9 protein-coding genes are annotated in these 16,649 nt (G+C 46.9%); 4 read left to right on the top strand and 5 right to left on the bottom strand.

The window, feature by feature from the left end:
• Positions 1–49: 49 nt before the first annotated feature.
• Complete coding sequence (locus ACSX1A_RS14210; protein ID WP_439880305.1) at positions 50–1,951, bottom strand: DNA polymerase III subunit gamma/tau; 1,902 nt, start codon at positions 1,949–1,951, stop codon at positions 50–52.
• 557 nt (positions 1,952–2,508) lie between these two features.
• Here ACSX1A_RS14210 and ACSX1A_RS14205 point away from each other — a divergent pair.
• Positions 2,509–5,658, top strand: coding sequence for a T9SS-dependent M36 family metallopeptidase (locus tag ACSX1A_RS14205; protein ID WP_439880304.1), 3,150 nt, complete (start codon positions 2,509–2,511; stop codon positions 5,656–5,658).
• A gap of 86 nt (positions 5,659–5,744) precedes the next feature.
• Here the strand turns inward: ACSX1A_RS14205 and cfa are convergent, their stop codons facing one another.
• The 4 genes from cfa to ACSX1A_RS14185 form a co-directional block, all read right to left on the bottom strand.
• Positions 5,745–6,866, bottom strand: coding sequence for a cyclopropane fatty acyl phospholipid synthase (cfa, locus tag ACSX1A_RS14200; RefSeq protein ID WP_439880303.1), 1,122 nt, complete (start codon positions 6,864–6,866; stop codon positions 5,745–5,747).
• Between the two features lie 217 nt (positions 6,867–7,083).
• Positions 7,084–8,088 (bottom strand): DUF3667 domain-containing protein, encoded by a 1,005-nt coding sequence (locus tag ACSX1A_RS14195; RefSeq protein WP_439880302.1) that lies wholly within the window; start codon positions 8,086–8,088, stop codon positions 7,084–7,086.
• Positions 8,089–8,205: 117 nt separating this feature from the next.
• Positions 8,206–9,570 (bottom strand): sensor histidine kinase, encoded by a 1,365-nt coding sequence (locus ACSX1A_RS14190; RefSeq protein WP_439880301.1) that lies wholly within the window; start codon positions 9,568–9,570, stop codon positions 8,206–8,208.
• Positions 9,560–10,927: a sigma-54-dependent transcriptional regulator gene (locus ACSX1A_RS14185; protein ID WP_439880300.1), complete on the bottom strand. Its 1,368-nt coding sequence runs from the start codon at positions 10,925–10,927 to the stop codon at positions 9,560–9,562. Before ACSX1A_RS14185 ends, ACSX1A_RS14190 begins: the two co-directional genes overlap by 11 nt.
• A gap of 298 nt (positions 10,928–11,225) precedes the next feature.
• On the opposite strand from ACSX1A_RS14185, the gene ACSX1A_RS14180 reads away from it, so the two are divergent.
• The 3 genes from ACSX1A_RS14180 (at position 11,226) to ACSX1A_RS14170 (ending at position 16,518) form a co-directional block, all read left to right on the top strand.
• Positions 11,226–13,583, top strand: coding sequence for an ABC transporter permease (locus tag ACSX1A_RS14180; protein WP_439880299.1), 2,358 nt, complete (start codon positions 11,226–11,228; stop codon positions 13,581–13,583).
• 33 nt (positions 13,584–13,616) lie between these two features.
• Positions 13,617–15,011 (top strand): S41 family peptidase, encoded by a 1,395-nt coding sequence (locus ACSX1A_RS14175; protein WP_439880298.1) that lies wholly within the window; start codon positions 13,617–13,619, stop codon positions 15,009–15,011.
• A 370-nt stretch (positions 15,012–15,381) separates the two neighbouring features.
• Positions 15,382–16,518: a transglutaminase-like domain-containing protein gene (locus tag ACSX1A_RS14170; RefSeq protein WP_439880297.1), complete on the top strand. Its 1,137-nt coding sequence runs from the start codon at positions 15,382–15,384 to the stop codon at positions 16,516–16,518.
• The last annotated feature ends 131 nt before the right edge of the window (positions 16,519–16,649 follow it).

Below are 16,649 nucleotides of genomic sequence, written 5' to 3'. Positions count from 1 at the left end.
TTTGCTGTTAGTGATGATAGAACTATACGAATATAGGGTATAACGGATGTTAAAAATCCGTGTCCAGACCAAATCGTTGCTTTAAATCGACGATAACCGGGAATTTCTCTGCCAGGTAGTTAAACTTGTCCTGCGATGTATACAGCTTTCTTCCTTCATCCTGCATTTCCACAACTTCTGCTCTCAGTTTGATATTCTTGTTACCGGTCTCTTTCTTCAGCTCCCGAAGTATGTCCGGGCGAAGTGCGGTAAACTGATCCATCATCACGTGGTTTTCCAGGTGAAGAATGACCTCATTTTCAGGGCCGATGTGGTACTGGCGGTTCAGAAGTGTAAACTCCATCATATTCTCTGCCTTTTTTCGGCGAAGAATAGCGTGCCACACTGTCTTTAACCTGGCCTCATCTACTGGCACAATAGCGCCATAGTTCGTTTCTTCCTCCTCTTCCACAACAGCCACATCTGCCGCTGCGGCTTGCTGGTGCTGCAGGTCTTTCAGGCTTGGGAGCTTGCTTAGCTTTTTAGGCGGCGGCAGCTGCACTTTGGAGCGTGGTTGCTCCGGGGCAGCTTTTGCTTCCGGAGGACTAATATGAGCATCCGGTGTTACGTGCTGTGGCTTAGGTGGCTGCTGCAATCCTTCTGACGGCACTTGAGTGGGTGCGTGAGGAGGTTGTAACCGCTCCGATGGCACAGTGCCCGGGCTTGGCTGCTGCATTTGCTGAGAGGGCACAGCGTTAGGCGCATGCGGTGGTTGCATGGCTGCGGCTGGCGTGGCACCTGCTGATACGGTAGGGGCTGGTGCCGGAGCCGCTACCTTAGCTTTTTTTGATACTTCTCCTTCCTGAGCAAAGCTCAGGGCTGCATGCAGGTGCGCCATCTTCATCAGGCACAACTCTACGTGCAGGCGTTGGTTCTTGCTGCTCTTATAGTTCGTGTCGCAGGTGCTTACCAGGTTCAGGCCAGACAGCAGGAATGATACAGAAGCTTTCTGCGACTGCTCTGCATATTTGGCCTTAATGTTATCCGATACCTCCAGCAGCTGCACTGTCTGTGGGTCTTTACACACCAGCAGGCTACGGAAGTGCTCCCCGATACCGATCAGGAAATTATGGGCATCAAATCCGTTCTTGAGGATCTCATCGAACAATAGTAGCGAACCAGATAAGTTCTGCTCCAGCAGGTGATCTGTTAAACGGAAGTAGTAATCATAATCCAGGATGTGCAGGTTCTCTACAGTAGCCTTGTATGTCACGTTACTGCCCGAGAAGGTCACCATCTGGTCGAAAATAGACAGGGCGTCGCGCAACGCTCCATCGGCTTTCTGAGAGATCAGGTGCAGCGCATCCGATTCGGCATCTATACTTTCCTTCGTAGCAATGCTACCCAGGTGGCGCACCATGTCCTCGATCCTGATCCGGTTGAAATCGAAGATCTGGCAACGTGAAAGTATGGTTGGGATGATCTTGTGACGCTCTGTGGTAGCCAATATGAAAATAGCATAGGAAGGCGGCTCTTCCAGGGTCTTCAGGAATGCGTTGAAGGCCTGGTTCGAGAGCATGTGCACCTCATCTATGATGTAGATCTTATACTTGCCTGTTTGCGGCGCATAACGCACCTGCTCCACCAGGTTCCGGATATCCTCTACAGAGTTGTTTGAGGCAGCATCTAGCTCATGGATGTTGAACGAGCTGTTGCTGTTAAAGCTGCGGCACGACTCACACTCGTTGCAGGCTTCTACCTCTGGTGTGATGTTCTGACAATTGATGGTTTTGGCCAAAATACGGGCACAGGTGGTTTTACCCACGCCGCGTGGTCCGCAGAAAAGGAAGGCCTGCGCCAGATGCTTACTGCTGATGGCGTTTTTAAGGGTGTTGGTTATATGATGCTGCCCCACCACGCTGTCGAACGTGGTCGGACGGTATTTACGCGCTGATACTACAAAATTTTCCATTACTACAAAGATAATCAATCTGAAGCTGACTTGGGAGTGCTTTTTATCCAGTACTTTTCCAGAGAGTTATCCACTATTCAGGATTACTTCTATCATCACAGTTGCAAGGTAAAAACAGTTCATCCAGCCTTTAATAAAGGGCATAGACCAATCCGGTTGTAGTAATATCGAGCTGAACCAAAATGCTCTTGTAACATAAGTTATATCCAATGTATTGATGCAAATTGATCTTCTCTGTTCAGTTGAAGTTATAACACGGTTTTCTGATTTTAAGAATATAACAATTTGAATATAGATTCGATGTGCAAACTTTGTTTGTCGATTGCTATACCTCCGGTTAAAAAAAATTAAATGTGAAGTAATGCCTTTGCCAGCAGGGTTTTAGGAGGTGGTTTATCATGTTAATAGCTATATAGAAATATATTTAAGAGCTATGTAATGTAGTTGTAAAAATATGAATAAAAAAATAAATTATTTCGAGTATCAAATATGAACTAAACGGTGAAGCAGGACGTAATACTTTGATTATTCCTTATAAAATTATAATCATTATTATTATGGGCAAAAATTTACGCGTTTACACGCGGCTGGCTATAGTTGTGGCCATGCTGTTTGGTTGTACCGTTACTTATGGACAAGGAACGGGCAGGTCCGAGAAAAAAGAAGTTCCACAGGCTGCACTTGATCATATCAAGAAGAACAAGCAAAAGCTTGGTCTTGAGGATGCAGACATTGCGGAACTGGAATTGAGTAGTGCTACTGAAAGTAAGAAAAGTGGCATGAAACACTATTACCTTAAACAGCTTTACCAGGGAATAGAAATTCACGGTGCCCTGACAAACATCAGCCTGGATAAGGATGATAAAGTAGTTACAATGGGAAACCGCTTAAACGCCAAAGTAAGCAAGAAGGTGAAAGACAACCAGGTGAGTTTAGATGCCCAGAGCGCAGTGGCAGCTGCAGCCCGCTACCTGAACACCTCGCTTAAAGAGCAACTTACAGTAAAGGAAAAAGGGAGTGGCAGAAACCGTGAGGTGCTGTTTTCAACGGGAGGAATTTCGCTGGAGCCGATTCCTGCTAAACTGGTATACCAGCCGATGGCAGATGGAAGCCTACGACTTGCCTGGGAGGTCTCTATTTATGAACTTGATGCCCAGAACTGGTGGAATATCCGGTTAGATGCCAGTAATGGAGAGGTATTGGATAAGGATAACATGGTAGTACACTGCCAGTTTGAGAATAATGGAGTCAATGGCTCGTTTCTGCACGATAGCCACAGTCACAATTTGATTTCGCCTAATGTGGCCAGCCCAGCAACGGCTGTCAGTGTGGCTGAAGTAACCGGTTTCAATGTGTTTGCTATGCCGCACGAAAGTCCAATCCACGGGGATCGCTCTATCATCAGTACCTCAGCGGCCAATCAGTCTGCCTCTCCTTATGGCTGGAATATTGAGACCATAACACGTGGTAATAATGTGTTTGCCTACGAGGATCCTAATAATAACAACAGCTACTTAAATAATTACAGCCCGGATGGTGGCCAAACCTCTAACTTCAACTTCCAGATAGATTTTACCAAAGAGCCGGTTAACTCGCGCGATGCTGCCATCACAAACCTCTTCTATTGGAATAATTTGGTGCATGATGTTTGGTATCAGTATGGCTTTGATGAGACTAGCGGAAGCTTCCAGCTTAATAACTATGGAAAGGGCGGTGCAGCCGGCGACCCGGTGCTGGCAGAGGCACAAGATAGCAGAAACATAGCTACCACACGTAACAACGCCAATTTCTCTACTCCCCGCGATGGGTTTGCACCCCGCATGCAGATGTATTTATGGAGCGCTAAAACAGACCCTGAGGCGTTTACCGTTGTCTCTCCGGCCTCAGTAGCCGGTACATATCCTATCGCAGGTGCCAGTTTCGGGCCAAAATTATCGCCCACTCCCATTACAGGTAAACTAGTTCTGGCCCAGGATAATGTGAGCAACGAAGGGTGTAATGCATTTACTAATGCAAGCGATATAAGCGGAAACATTGCAGTAGTGTACAGAGGTACCTGTGCTTTTACAATTAAAGTGCAAAATGCGCAGGCAGCGGGTGCAGTTGCTGTTGTCGTGATCAATAGTGTGTCCGGAGCACCTATCAGCATGGGAGGCACACCAACTGAGCCTATTAACATTCCTGCTGTAATGGTGAGCGATGTAACAGGTGCTAAAATACGTGAACAATTAAATGCAGGCATAGAAGTAGTGGTGAGCCTGAAAGATTTTGGGAATCCTGAAATGGATGGGGATTTTGATAATGGCATTATCGTGCATGAGTATGGCCATGGTATATCCAACCGCTTAACGGGTGGGCCTGATGCGTCTTCCTGCCTTGCCAGTGCGCTGCAGTATCCTAACGGAGATATTATTTATACAGAGCAAATGGGCGAAGGCTGGAGCGACTGGTTCGGACTGATGATGACGATGAAGCCCGGCGACACCCGCACGAAGGTGAGGGGAATAGGTACTTATGTAAGTAACCAGCAAACAGATGGCGGCGGTATCAGACCTGCTCCTTACAGCACCAGCTTCAGTGTCAATGGCTTTACCTATGCTGCTACAAATAACCCGGCTATCACCGCTCCACACGGTGTGGGATTTGTGTGGGCCACCATGCTCTGGGATATGACATGGGACATGGTGGATAAGTATGGCTTTGACGAAGACTTATACAATGGTAAAGGTGGAAATAACATGGCTATGCAACTGGTGATAGATGGCCTGAAAATGCAACCTTGCCGTCCAGGATTTGTGGACGGACGCGATGCTATACTTTTAGCAGACCAGGCGCTTTATAACGGGGCTAATCAGGAGCTGATCTGGCGGGCCTTTGCTAAGCGTGGCTTGGGCTTCAGTGCAAAGCAAGGATCTAACTTAAGCAGGTTTGACCAGGAGGAAGCCTATGATGTGCCGCCTATGTATGCATGCGAAAAACCTGTTGTTGAGGCTGTTGCCATGTCTTCGGTATATACTGGTGGAGTTGTTACCAACATATACCTTGGATATGGTCCGCAAAGTGTGAAGCTAAAAGCTACCGGCGACGTTACTAATATTTATAAATGGAGCGGACCTGGCGCAACAGAGTTAAACAGTACTACTGCTGCGGAGCCTGTGTTCACCCCTACGAAAGCTGGCAGTTATACTTTTACCGTTACAGCCTTAAATGAGTTTAAGTGCAAGCGCCAGGCAACCATCACTATTACGGTAGTGGATGTGCGATGCGGCGATAAAAAGAAGCGTGACAAGGTGATGGTATGTGTGGATGGCGAGAACAACTGCGCCGACCCTAGGGCAGTGGACGCGATGCTGACCAAAGCAGGCGGCAAACTTGGAGACTGCAGCCTGAATATGAGTGTAGCTTCTGCATCGATTGCTGCGTCCGGGTTGGTTAAGGAGGAGGATACCGAGTTTATACAAAGCTATCCGAATCCATTCTCTGAAAGCACCACTATCAGCTTTAAGGCAAAAGAGACTGGTTATACTTTGCTGAAGGTGTACGACATTACCGGTCGTGAGGTGGAAACACTTTTTGAAGGCAATGCAGACAGCGGTAAAACGTATAGCTACAGCTTTAAAGGCACTAATAAGAAGAGTGGCGTCTACATCTACAGAATCATAAACGGAAGTGTTTCACGCTCTGGCACGATGCTGCTCGTGAAGTAACAACGCTTATTAAGTATTTAACATCGCAGGAGCCCTGCCGCAGTTGATAAGCTGTGGCAGGGCTCCTGTATTTTCTGTCCGCTACATTATCTGATCTCCTCCAGGCCACCTACAATTCCCTTTTTGGATAGTAGCAACTGCCAGAGTTGGTTGTTGCGTGCCCGGAACGAGCCGGCGCTGGATAATAAATAATACTTCCACATGCGGTAAAAACGCTCGCCATATTCTCCCTGCAGTTGCTCCCAATTTGCGTCAAAGTTGCGGAACCAGGCCATGAGGGTGGGATCGTAATAGGGGCCGAAATTGTGCCAGTCTTCCACAATAAATGTATGTTCCATGGCTGCACCCAGTTGTTTTACGGAAGGGATAAGGCAGTTTGGGAAGATATAAGCATCTGTAAACGGGTCGGCTGATGTTTTAGAGTAATTTACCCCGATGGTGTGCAACAGGAAAAGCCCGTCATCTTTCAGGCATCTTGCTGCAGTTTTTAAATAGGTACGGTGGTTCTTATACCCCACATGTTCGGCCATGCCTATTGATACCACGTGGTCAAAAGTTTCGTTCACGTCGCGGTAGTCCTGCAGCCGAAGCTCCACCGGCAGGCCTTTGCACATTTCGCGTCCGAGCGCTACCTGCTCTTTCGACACAGTAACACCAACTACCTCTACGCCATACTTTTCGGCAGCATATTTGGCAAAACTGCCCCAGCCGCAGCCGATGTCGAGCACGCGCTGGCCTGGTTGCAGCCTCAACTTCCGGCAGATCAGGTCGAGTTTCGCTTCCTGTGCCTGGTCCAGGGTATCAGCATTTTTCCAATAACCGCAACTGTAAACCATGCGCTTATCCAGCATCAGCTGGTACAGGTTGTTACCAATATCGTAATGTCGCTGTGCATTTCGTTCGGCTTTGCCTTTGGCCTGCATGTTCAGGATTTTGGCCAATAGCATTTGCAGAATAGTTTTCCAGCCAAACTTTGCTTGTTTGTACAGATCGGCCCGAATTACTTTAAAGGCAAATTCATCAATGCTGTCGCAGTCCCACCAGCCATCCATGTAGGATTCGCCCAGCCCCAATGTTCCTTCTGTGAGTACACGCTTGTAAAACCGGTCGTCATGCACCTGCAGGTCCCAGGGGTCAGGGCCGTTAATTTTGACGTCAGCGATTGCTAAAATATCAGTTACTTGCTGCTGTAGGCCGGTTGCGCTCATCGTTCGGAAGTTGCTGTTGGATTAGGATTTATACTAATGCGAGTATGAACGAAAGCAACAAAGATTAGTTGAAATCAGACTTTCAGCTTCAGGATGCAAGGCTGATAGCAGTGCGCATAGGGGTGCAGTTAAAAATCAATAATGACTTCAATAATTATCCTGAAAAAGGCAGTAAACAGGAGGATCCAGAATAGTAAAGTATGAGATGTTACGTATGCTACATGGAATAAAGTATAGCAATAAGAACTATAAATCCGCTTAGCAGCAACAGGAAAGTATAAGATAAAGCCAGTAGCAGGAATTTATAAACAGTACGCCACCGCTTGCTCCCGTAGTAGTTGCGCATGGACCGGTAGATGTACCAGGTTACAATCAGAAAACCCGCAAACTGTATCAAACCTGAAATGAAAGGGAGCATCCATTTTAGAACGATGAGTATAGAGCCGAACAGGAAAAGGAACGAGTGCACATGTATAGAGTAGATCAGGTGCTCGGTATAATACTTCCTGGATCTACGGTTTACCAGCTTTAGGATAAGGGCAAACAGGGGAAGCAGAATAAACATAATTTTGGGTAAATGACTGAGCAGCTTATTTTGGAAAAGTTCACTGTTTACATCATCGTCCAGCACTTCCCTAAATTTTGTCTGTAGTGTGTTTGTTACTATGTTGTTTCCGCCAATCGTTATAGAGGGCCGTTTTTTATTTTCTGACCCTGCTTCTACTGCTGTAGGGACTTTAGCATCTGTGCGTTTGCCGGCGCTACCTTTAACCGATTGATCTTTGTTCAGGAGATCTGCTGCCTTTTTAGATTCCGGGTTGCCTGTAGTGGTTTTATCTTTTTCGGTTTCTGCATTGGCAACAGTGATCTCTTCTGCGGTATCCTCTTTTAAAATATCCTTCCTGTTAATGTGAGTGTTAGCAGTAAAAAGCGTAAAGAATAAGATACTGATAAAGATGTACATGCTAACCGGGTTGAGGTGTGAGGCGCGTTTGCCTGCAAAATACTCCTTTGTCAGAGAACCCGGTTTGGTTAGTAACGGCGCTATACTTTTAAAGAACTTAGACTCGAAATGGAAGTAATGACCTATACTGTGGAGGACCAGGTGAAAGAAGTTTTCGTGTAATTCCAGGTTCTCCTGTCCGCAGCTCGTGCAAAATTTATCAGGAATGGTTGCATTGCAGTTGAGGCAGTTATTTTCGGAGCGATATAGTTTTTTCATAGATATTTTGACAGAATGAGCACAAAAATAACTAATCCTTTAAATGTTTGCTGCTTTAGCAGGTGTAATATTAAAAGAAGTATATTTTTAACGCTAGCGGGATATTCAGTTCCAGAATTATATACTAAACACCAGCTTAAACACAGTACCTACGCCTTCTTTGCTCTCTACCTGTATCGTGCCTTTGTGTAGTAGCATGATGTGTTTGGCAAGGCTGAGTCCGATGCCGGAACCATCTTTATGGGATGTAAAAAAGGGAATAAAGATGCTTTCCAGAATATCCTCCGGAATACCAGTACCGTTATCCTGCACCTCAATCACTGTTTTGCCATTTTCCTGTGCGGCGGTAAGTATGACCTGTGGCTCAGGCCGGCCTAGTACGGCACGTTTTGCATTCAGGATCAGGTTGATGAGCACCTGTTCCAGCAGGTTTACATCACCATAGAGAGTTAGGTTAGGAGGTATTACATGGCAATCAAGCTTAACGCCCTGCTCTTCTAACTGCGGACGCATCAGGCCATTTATACTTCTAAACAGCTCCTGCACATACACCGTGGTCAGCATCAACTCCTGCGATTTGCTCAGGTTGCGGTAGAAATGCGCAAAGCGCAGCAGTCCCTCACTTCGCTTCTTGATGATGGAGATTCCTTCTTCCGTATCCTGCAATAGTTCAGGGTCAGGGTTTGCTTCCGGTTCCAGTTCCTGTTGTTCCCGCGCCATGTGCAGGTGGCGTTCCAGAGTATCGGCCAGGGAGGCAATAGGGGCTACCGAGTTCATGATCTCATGCGTCATCACGCGCAGCAGTTTTTGCCAGGCCTCGGTTTCAGTGGCATCTACGGTAGCGCTTATATTTTTGAGTGCGATGAGCAGCAGGGGGCGGCGCTGCATCACAAAGGCCGTTGCTGATAGAAGTAGCTGTGTCTGGCCATCTTGTAATTTCAGCTTCACCAGTTTACTGTCACCTGCTTTTATACTTAGCAGTGTCTCATAAAGTAGCGGGTAACGTGGTTCCAGGGTATTGATGCTCTTGAGGTAGGGTAGGTGCAGGATCTTTTTAAACGCGTCGTTCACCCACTCCACTTCTCCAGTCTCTTCGTTCACAGCTATGATCCCTGTATCAATCATCTGGAGGATGGTCTGCATGTACTGGAACTGGGCCTCCTGCTCAACATGTAACTGCTTATAAGTATCGTTGATCAGGTTAAAAGCATGATGCAGCTGGCGCAGCGAACTGTTGGTGGTATATTCGTTAAAGCGCTGTGAAAAGTCACGTTGCTTAACGGCTTCCAGAAACCGGGCCAGCTCATTGTTGCTGCGGGTAACGTAAACAGCCAACTCCCAAACCTGTGCCAGCATTATGAGTATGCCAGAGGTAACCTGCAGCCATGTAAACTGCGTCAGGTACAGAACCGTCAGGAACATCATCCCCAGTAGCAGGATAAACCGGACCAAAAGTCCCAACTCAAGGCGCTTAAATATCATGTTTGCTCAGGCGGCGGTAAAGGGCAGTACGGGTCAGGCCTAGTTCTTTGGCTGTTTTAGAAATGTTGCCTTTGTTTTTCTCCAGCACCCTTACAATGGTTTCACGTTCGATCTCACTTAATGGCACCGGTGTTTCAGGTATAAAAGATGCGGCAGGGGCAGCGGGAGCCATCTCTACAGGCGAAAAGCTGAAATCCTGTGGCTGCAGCACGTTGCCTTCTGCCAGTATAATGGCTCGCTCCACAGCATGCTGCAGTTCGCGCACGTTACCCGGCCAACTGTGCTGCTTTAGTTTCTGAAGCGTTTCAGGTGCAAAATCAGGGGTAGGCTTATGATTCTTTTGGGCGTAGATGGCAGCAAAATGCCTGGCCAGCAGTTCCACATCACCGTGGCGCTGGCGCAGTGGCGGTAGCGTGATCTCTACGGTATTTATGCGGTAAATAAGGTCTTTTCTAAACTGATTTCGGGCCGCCAGCTCATAAATAGGCTCGTTGGTGGCCGAGATCAGGCGAATATCCACGGGCACGGGCGTATTAGAGCCCAGTGGCGTTACCTGCCGGTTCTGCAGCACTGTGAGTAGCTTTGCCTGCATATGCGGGGAGATGTTACCGATCTCATCCAGGAACAAGGTGCCACCGTTGGCCGCCTCAAAACGTCCGGGACGGTCTTCGCGGGCGTCTGTGAAAGCGCCTTTCTTATAACCGAACAACTCACTTTCAAAAAGCGAGTCGGTCAGGGCACCCATATCTACGCTTACAAAAGGCTTGTTAGCCCTAAACGACTTCTCGTGCAGTGCCTTTGCAACAAGCTCTTTGCCGGTACCATTCTCGCCAAGTATAAGTACGTTCGCCTCGGTTGGGGCTATTTTTTCAATCTTGTAGAGCACCTCTTTTATGGCTTCTGATTCACCAAGAATACTGGTACTTTTAGGAGTGGAAGCACTGGCAGTTCCTTTAGCTTTCTGCTGCCGTTTCTCGAGCGTTTGGTGAAATGTTTCCAGTAACTTGTCATTGTGCCAGGGCTTCACGATAAAGTCTGCGGCGCCTTCTTTCAGAGAGCGTACAGCCAGTTCAACATCCCCGTACGCCGTGATCAGAATTACCGAAGCATCTTTGTCTCTGTCAAGGATCTGGCGGAGCCAGTAAAGACCTTCGTTACCGGTGTTGAGGGCGCTTTTGAAGTTCATGTCCAGGAAAATGACATCGAACTTCTGCCGCTCTAATAAACCAAGCAAATTTTCAGGGTTCTTTTCGGTAACTACTTCCTTTACCTCGGTTTTAAGTAGCAGCTTCATCGCGAACAGCACGTCCGTTTCGTCGTCTACCACCAATACGCGGGCATTTTTTACAGTGGCCATGGGAGCAAAATTCTGATTGAGAAATCGAATATAACTATTCTATCTGATAAAATTAAAAACAGCCGAAACAGACTTTGGAGAGAGAATAAATGCTATGTTCAGACCTGTACCGGAAGCGCACAGGTGTAACGCGTGCAGGTGTATCAGAAGCGAACACTTTTAAACTGGCAACTGTGGGTATAATGTTGATTTATAGGTATTTATATGTTTGGCATTTTAATTTCTTGTGACTTTGCCATAGAGCAGAAATTTACTTTTAAAATTTCTGAGCCACTGTACCAATTCAACACTTAAAACTATGTATACGAACAACCTCAAAATGGCTTACCGCAACCTGATGCGCCACAAGGTCTTCTCGCTCATCAATATTTCCGGCCTGGCATTAGGTATGACTTGTAGCATCCTGATCCTGCTTTGGGTGAAGGATGAATTCAGCTTTAATCGTTTTCATAAAGATATTGACAATTTATACCGCGTTCGGGTCATTCAGCATTATCCTGGTGCAGAGGATCTTAACACAGATGCCAACCCTGGCCCTTTAGCTGAAGCGCTGGAGGAGGAAATGCCGGAAGTGAAACAGGCAGCGCGTATGAACTGGCCTTCGATGCAGCTTTTTACCTTTGGCGATAAGGCTTTAAAGCTGACAGGCCGTTACGTTGACCCTTCTTTCCTGAAGATCTTTACTTTCCCGTTGCTGCAGGGTAACGTGGAGCAGGTGTTAAGCCAGCCCAGAACAATGGTCATTACAGAGGAAAAGGCCATCAGCCTGTTTGGCTCTGCTGACGCCGCCTTGGATAAAGTAGTGAAGGTGAACAACCAGGACAGTTACCGCATAGCGGGAGTTTTGAAAGATGTGCCCAAAAACTCTTCGCTGCAGTTCGATTACCTGATGCCTTACCAGGATCTTGCTACCCAACCAATGCACCAGTGGACGAAGAGCTGGGACAATTATGGTATCCGCACCTTTGTGCAGCTAAAGCCGGGCACCGACGTGGACGCTTTCAATAAGAAGATCGAACCTATCATCCGCAACCACAGCAAAGAGTCCAGGTCAGACGTCTTTGTGCAGGCAGTAAGCGATATGTATTTACACGACGATTTCAGAGTAGGTAAAGTTGGTGGTGGAAGAATCGAGAATGTGCGTCTGTTTACGATTGTGGCTATTTTCATACTTATTATCGCCTGCATAAACTTTATGAACCTGGCCACGGCACGCTCTGCCAAACGCGCCAAGGAAGTAGGCGTTCGCAAAGCCATTGGAGCCGATAAATCTTCGCTGATCAAGCAGTTTATGGTGGAGTCGGTGCTGGTTGCGTTTCTGGCCTTGTTCCTGGCTGTAAATTTTGCCGGCATGCTGTTGCCTCAGTTTAACGACCTGACAGGAAAGTTTGTAGAACTTGACCTGTTTAACCCGCAGTTGATAGCCATGTTGTTAGGCGTAGCCCTGCTGACGGGTATACTTTCTGGTAGCTATCCGGCCTTTTTCCTTTCGTCGTTTAACCCGGCTTTGGTGCTAAAAGGTACAGTAAAGCTGAATAAGCGAGTAGGGGTGTTTCGCAAAGGGCTGGTGGTTTTCCAGTTCATCCTGTCTGGCTTGCTTATCATCAGCACGCTTGTTGTGTACCTGCAACTGCACTATATCCGCACAAAAGATATCGGCATGGATCGTGAGAACCTGGTGTATGTGCCAATAGAAGGCAACCTGAGAGATCGCTATGAGGTGGTGAAAAATGAGCTGCTGGACAACCCGAACATACTTGCTGTTTCTTCCACAGACCAGAACCCGATGATGGTAGGCAACTCCACCAGCATTAACTGGAAAGGCAAAGATCCCAATGCGGATATCCTTTTCAGCGTGATGAGCGCGGATTATGACCTTCTGAAAACGCTTGACATCAAGCTGAAAAGTGGTCGGGACTTTTCTAAGGAGTTTGGCACCGATACCGCAGCATTTTTAATTAACGAAGAAGCTGCCCGCCTGATGCAACTACAAGAGCCGGTGGGAGAGTGGCTGGAGTGGGGTAACAAAGGCCACATAGTTGGCGTGGTGAAAAACTTCCATACAGTGCCGGTGATGGTGAAAGTGCAGCCTCTTGTGATCAGGCTGGATCCGGGCCACAGTAATTTGATGCTGGCGCGCATTGCACCCGGTAAAACCACTGAAACACTGGCTGCCATGGAAGGAGTCCTGAAGAAGCATAACCCGGCTTTCCCGTTCGAATACCACTTCATGGATGATGATTATGAGATGATGTACAAGAGCGAGGCCATTATGGGGCAGCTGACAAAATACTTTGCAGGCATTGCCATCTTTATCTCCTGCCTTGGCTTGTTTGGTCTGGCCCTGTTTACAGCAGAGCAGCGCACCAAAGAAATAGGAATCCGCAAAGTGCTGGGTGCCTCCGTTTCCAGCATCGTGTATATGCTGAGCAAGGATTTCCTGAAACTGGTGCTGATCGCAAACCTGATCGCCCTGCCGCTTGGCTGGTACTTCATGAGCAACTGGTTAAACGACTACGCTGACCGCATGGAGCTTAGCTGGTGGATCTTTGCCGTGGCCTTCATCGCTACCTTTATCATTGCCTTGGTTACTCTTAGTTTCCATGCCGTTAAAACGGCGGTAAATACACCCATAAGCTCTCTCCGGACAGAATAAAATATCTCTAAAAAGAAGTATAGAATACAAACCATGAAAAAGTACCTTATTGCCCTGCTGCTGCTGACCGCTTTTGCCGTTAAAGCGCAAATACCCAATACGATCAGCCCGGCTGACAAAGTATATGGCCTGTCTAAATTCTGGCAGGAGGCAAACTATAACTTCGTGTACCTGGATAAGGTGGACCGTAGCAAATGGGAGAATGCTTATCGTGAAGCGATAACTACAGTACAGAACACTAAAAATGACTACGAATATTACCGGGAGCTGCAGAAGTTCTGCGCCTTACTGAACGACGGACACACTAACATTTACTTCCCTAGAAGTATAGACTCACTGGTTCACCGAAACACGTTCGGTAAGTATAAAATCTTTCTGAGCAACATCGATAACAAAGCAGTAGTTACCAGAACCAACCTGAGCATGAAGGATGAGGTGCCCATAGGCAGCGAGATTATAGAGGTGAACGGTATGGCGACTTCGGATTATCTGAAACAGCATGTGCTGCCCTACATCTCATCGTCTACGGATTATGTGCTGATGGATTGGGCAATTCAGGACTTGCTGAAAGGCCTGGTGGGAGAGAATTATGACATCAAGTACAGAACCCCTAAGGGTAAGGTAAAGAGCCTGACGCTGACACATGCCAAAACCGCGGAACAGGAGGTGTACCCGGCTTTAGAGAAACGTGAGTTGCTGGAACTGAAGTGGCTGCCGAACCAGACCGCTTACCTGGCACTGAATGGCTTCCATGATCCAAAAATAAACGAGATGTTCCTGGAAAAACTGCCGGAGCTGCGCAAAGCCAAAGCCCTTATAGTTGACTTGCGCTACAATGGCGGGGGGAATACCGAAATAGGCCGTGAGATATTGAACTATCTGTCGCCGGACACGCTGTTGTATGGCTCAAAAAATACAACCCGACAGCATCTGGCGAGCTTTAAAGCCTGGGGTAAGTTTACTGAGCCTAAAGATACTGTTGGCAATGCCTGGGCCGCTAAATCGCTGAACGCTTACCAGGATAAGTTGATGTATGAGTTTGACTATGCACCAGACCGGAATGAGGTAAAGCAAAACGAGAAGGTGATTGTACCCACCATTATCCTGATCGGGCATAAAACCGCCTCTGCCGCCGAAGATTTCCTGATCTATGCCGATAACCAGCCTCACATGACGAGGATTGGCGAAAACTCATTCGGAAGCACCGGTCAGCCGTTTATGTTTGACCTGCCAGGCGGCGGCGTTGCCCGCATCTGCACCAAAAAAGACACTTACCCCGACGGCAGAGAATTTGTGGGTTATGGCGTGAAACCAGACATTGAAGTAAAGATGACGTTGCAGGACTATATCCAGAAGAAGGACCCTGTGTTGGATCGCGCCCTGAAGCACCTGAAAGAACAGAACACGAAAGCGCAGGCAAAGCGCTAATAACTATCATACTTGTCGGGTCAAAAGGCGGCAGCCCTGTAAGCATTTTAGCTTACAGGGTTGCCGCCTTTATTTATGATGCAGGCTATTAACCAGCCTGTAGCACAGCCACAACATGTTGCGAAATGTTCCAAAAGCGCACATGTGTATCAGGTACAAGTGTATCGGAACCGTACATATTTAAATTTTTATAATTTATAATTATTTGAATATCAATTAATTGTGTTTTTGGCATTCAAATTTCATATGCAGTTTCAGCAAACCAGGAAAGTAGAACTGAAAGCTGGGATCACAGAAAAAATTAAACCGCAACCTACTACACACAAAATAAAACTAGTATCAATTAGCCATTTAGTACAATCTTAAAACTATGAAAAAGTCACTATCATTTCTGTTTATGCTGTTGGTGCTGCTAGCGCCAGCCATCGCTCAAAAAACATACAAGGGCCTTCCTGTTATAGAAGCAAGCTCTAAGGTTGCAGATTATAAAATAGGGGAGGAGTTAGTACAGGGAAACTGGAACATCACGCCTGAGATCTCTCCTGATGTAATGAAAGTTCCGGTGCATTCAAAAAAGCAGCCTGTTACTTTTTATACTGATTCAGATTCTATCAGCTTCAATGTAAAGCCAGGTAAATCTTACCAGTTCTATGTGCTGTTGAACAACAAGGACTATGCCCTTACAGAGTTAAAAGGCTATGCATTTGAAGCGCAGCAGTTTAATACAACCAATAAGATCCCGGGCTATACGCTGTTCTATGAGCAAAACACAAATAATCCTTATATGCAAACATTACGCTCGCAGTACAACCTGGATGCCATTGTGGCAGGAGCTGCCAACGATACTGAGAAAGCGCTTAGAATGGTGAATTGGGTGCATAATCAGTGGGAGCACAATGGAATGAATCAGCCTACCAAGAGCGATGCACTGACTATACTGGAAGAGGTAAAAGGAGGCAAGCAGTTCCGTTGTGTAGAATATGGCATTGTGACCACAGCTTGCCTGAATGCCATTGGTTTACCAGCCCGCACGATGGGGCTTAAGATGAAAGATGTAGAGACCATTGAGTCTGGTGCAGGCCATGTGCTGCTGGAAGTATACCTGCCAGACATGAAGAAATGGGTGATGCTGGACGGACAGTTTGACGTAATGCCTGTGCTGAACAATGTGCCGCTGAATGCAGTGGAATTTCAGCAGGCAATAGCCAAAAACTTCGACAAACTGGAGATCAGTAGCCTCTCAGGGACAAACAAGGCGCAATACGTAAATTGGGTGTATCCGTACCTGTACTACTTTGATGTGAAGTTCGATAACCGTGAAGGAGTAGATTTTGCCAGGGAAACCGTTGATTCGAAGCAGTCGTTGATGCTGATACCGGTAGGAGCAAAGCAACCAAAAGTGTTTCAGAAGAAGTTTCCAATGAATACGTACAAGTACACCAACTCCCTGGTTGACTTATACCAGGCACCTGTTCTGCCTGTGGCAACTCCTACAGCTCATAGATAAATGCACGATAAGCCCACGCTTTAGAATGGATGAAACCTTTTGGCCGTTGCTGCTCGTTTATTTAACGGCAACGGCCAAAAGCCCATTAATTTTTGTATATTTGTGGCATACTTCTTGAAGTATAAATATTG

The organism is Pontibacter sp. MBLB2868 (assembly GCF_051904785.1).
Classification (GTDB): domain Bacteria; phylum Bacteroidota; class Bacteroidia; order Cytophagales; family Hymenobacteraceae; genus Pontibacter.
Note: the sequence above shows the minus strand (reverse complement) of the source record. Positions and strands in the feature narration are given on the sequence as shown.

Coding starts and splice junctions, on each gene's coding strand:
- ACSX1A_RS14175 (WP_439880298.1), top strand. CDS start 13,617: ATGAAAAAGTACCTTATTGCCCTGCTGCTGCTGACCGCTTTTGCCGTT.
- ACSX1A_RS14170 (WP_439880297.1), top strand. CDS start 15,382: ATGAAAAAGTCACTATCATTTCTGTTTATGCTGTTGGTGCTGCTAGCG.
- ACSX1A_RS14205 (WP_439880304.1), top strand. CDS start 2,509: ATGGGCAAAAATTTACGCGTTTACACGCGGCTGGCTATAGTTGTGGCC.
- ACSX1A_RS14210 (WP_439880305.1), bottom strand. CDS start 1,951: ATGGAAAATTTTGTAGTATCAGCGCGTAAATACCGTCCGACCACGTTC.
- ACSX1A_RS14195 (WP_439880302.1), bottom strand. CDS start 8,088: ATGAAAAAACTATATCGCTCCGAAAATAACTGCCTCAACTGCAATGCA.
- ACSX1A_RS14190 (WP_439880301.1), bottom strand. CDS start 9,570: ATGATATTTAAGCGCCTTGAGTTGGGACTTTTGGTCCGGTTTATCCTG.
- ACSX1A_RS14185 (WP_439880300.1), bottom strand. CDS start 10,927: ATGGCCACTGTAAAAAATGCCCGCGTATTGGTGGTAGACGACGAAACG.
- cfa (WP_439880303.1), bottom strand. CDS start 6,866: ATGAGCGCAACCGGCCTACAGCAGCAAGTAACTGATATTTTAGCAATC.
- ACSX1A_RS14180 (WP_439880299.1), top strand. CDS start 11,226: ATGTATACGAACAACCTCAAAATGGCTTACCGCAACCTGATGCGCCAC.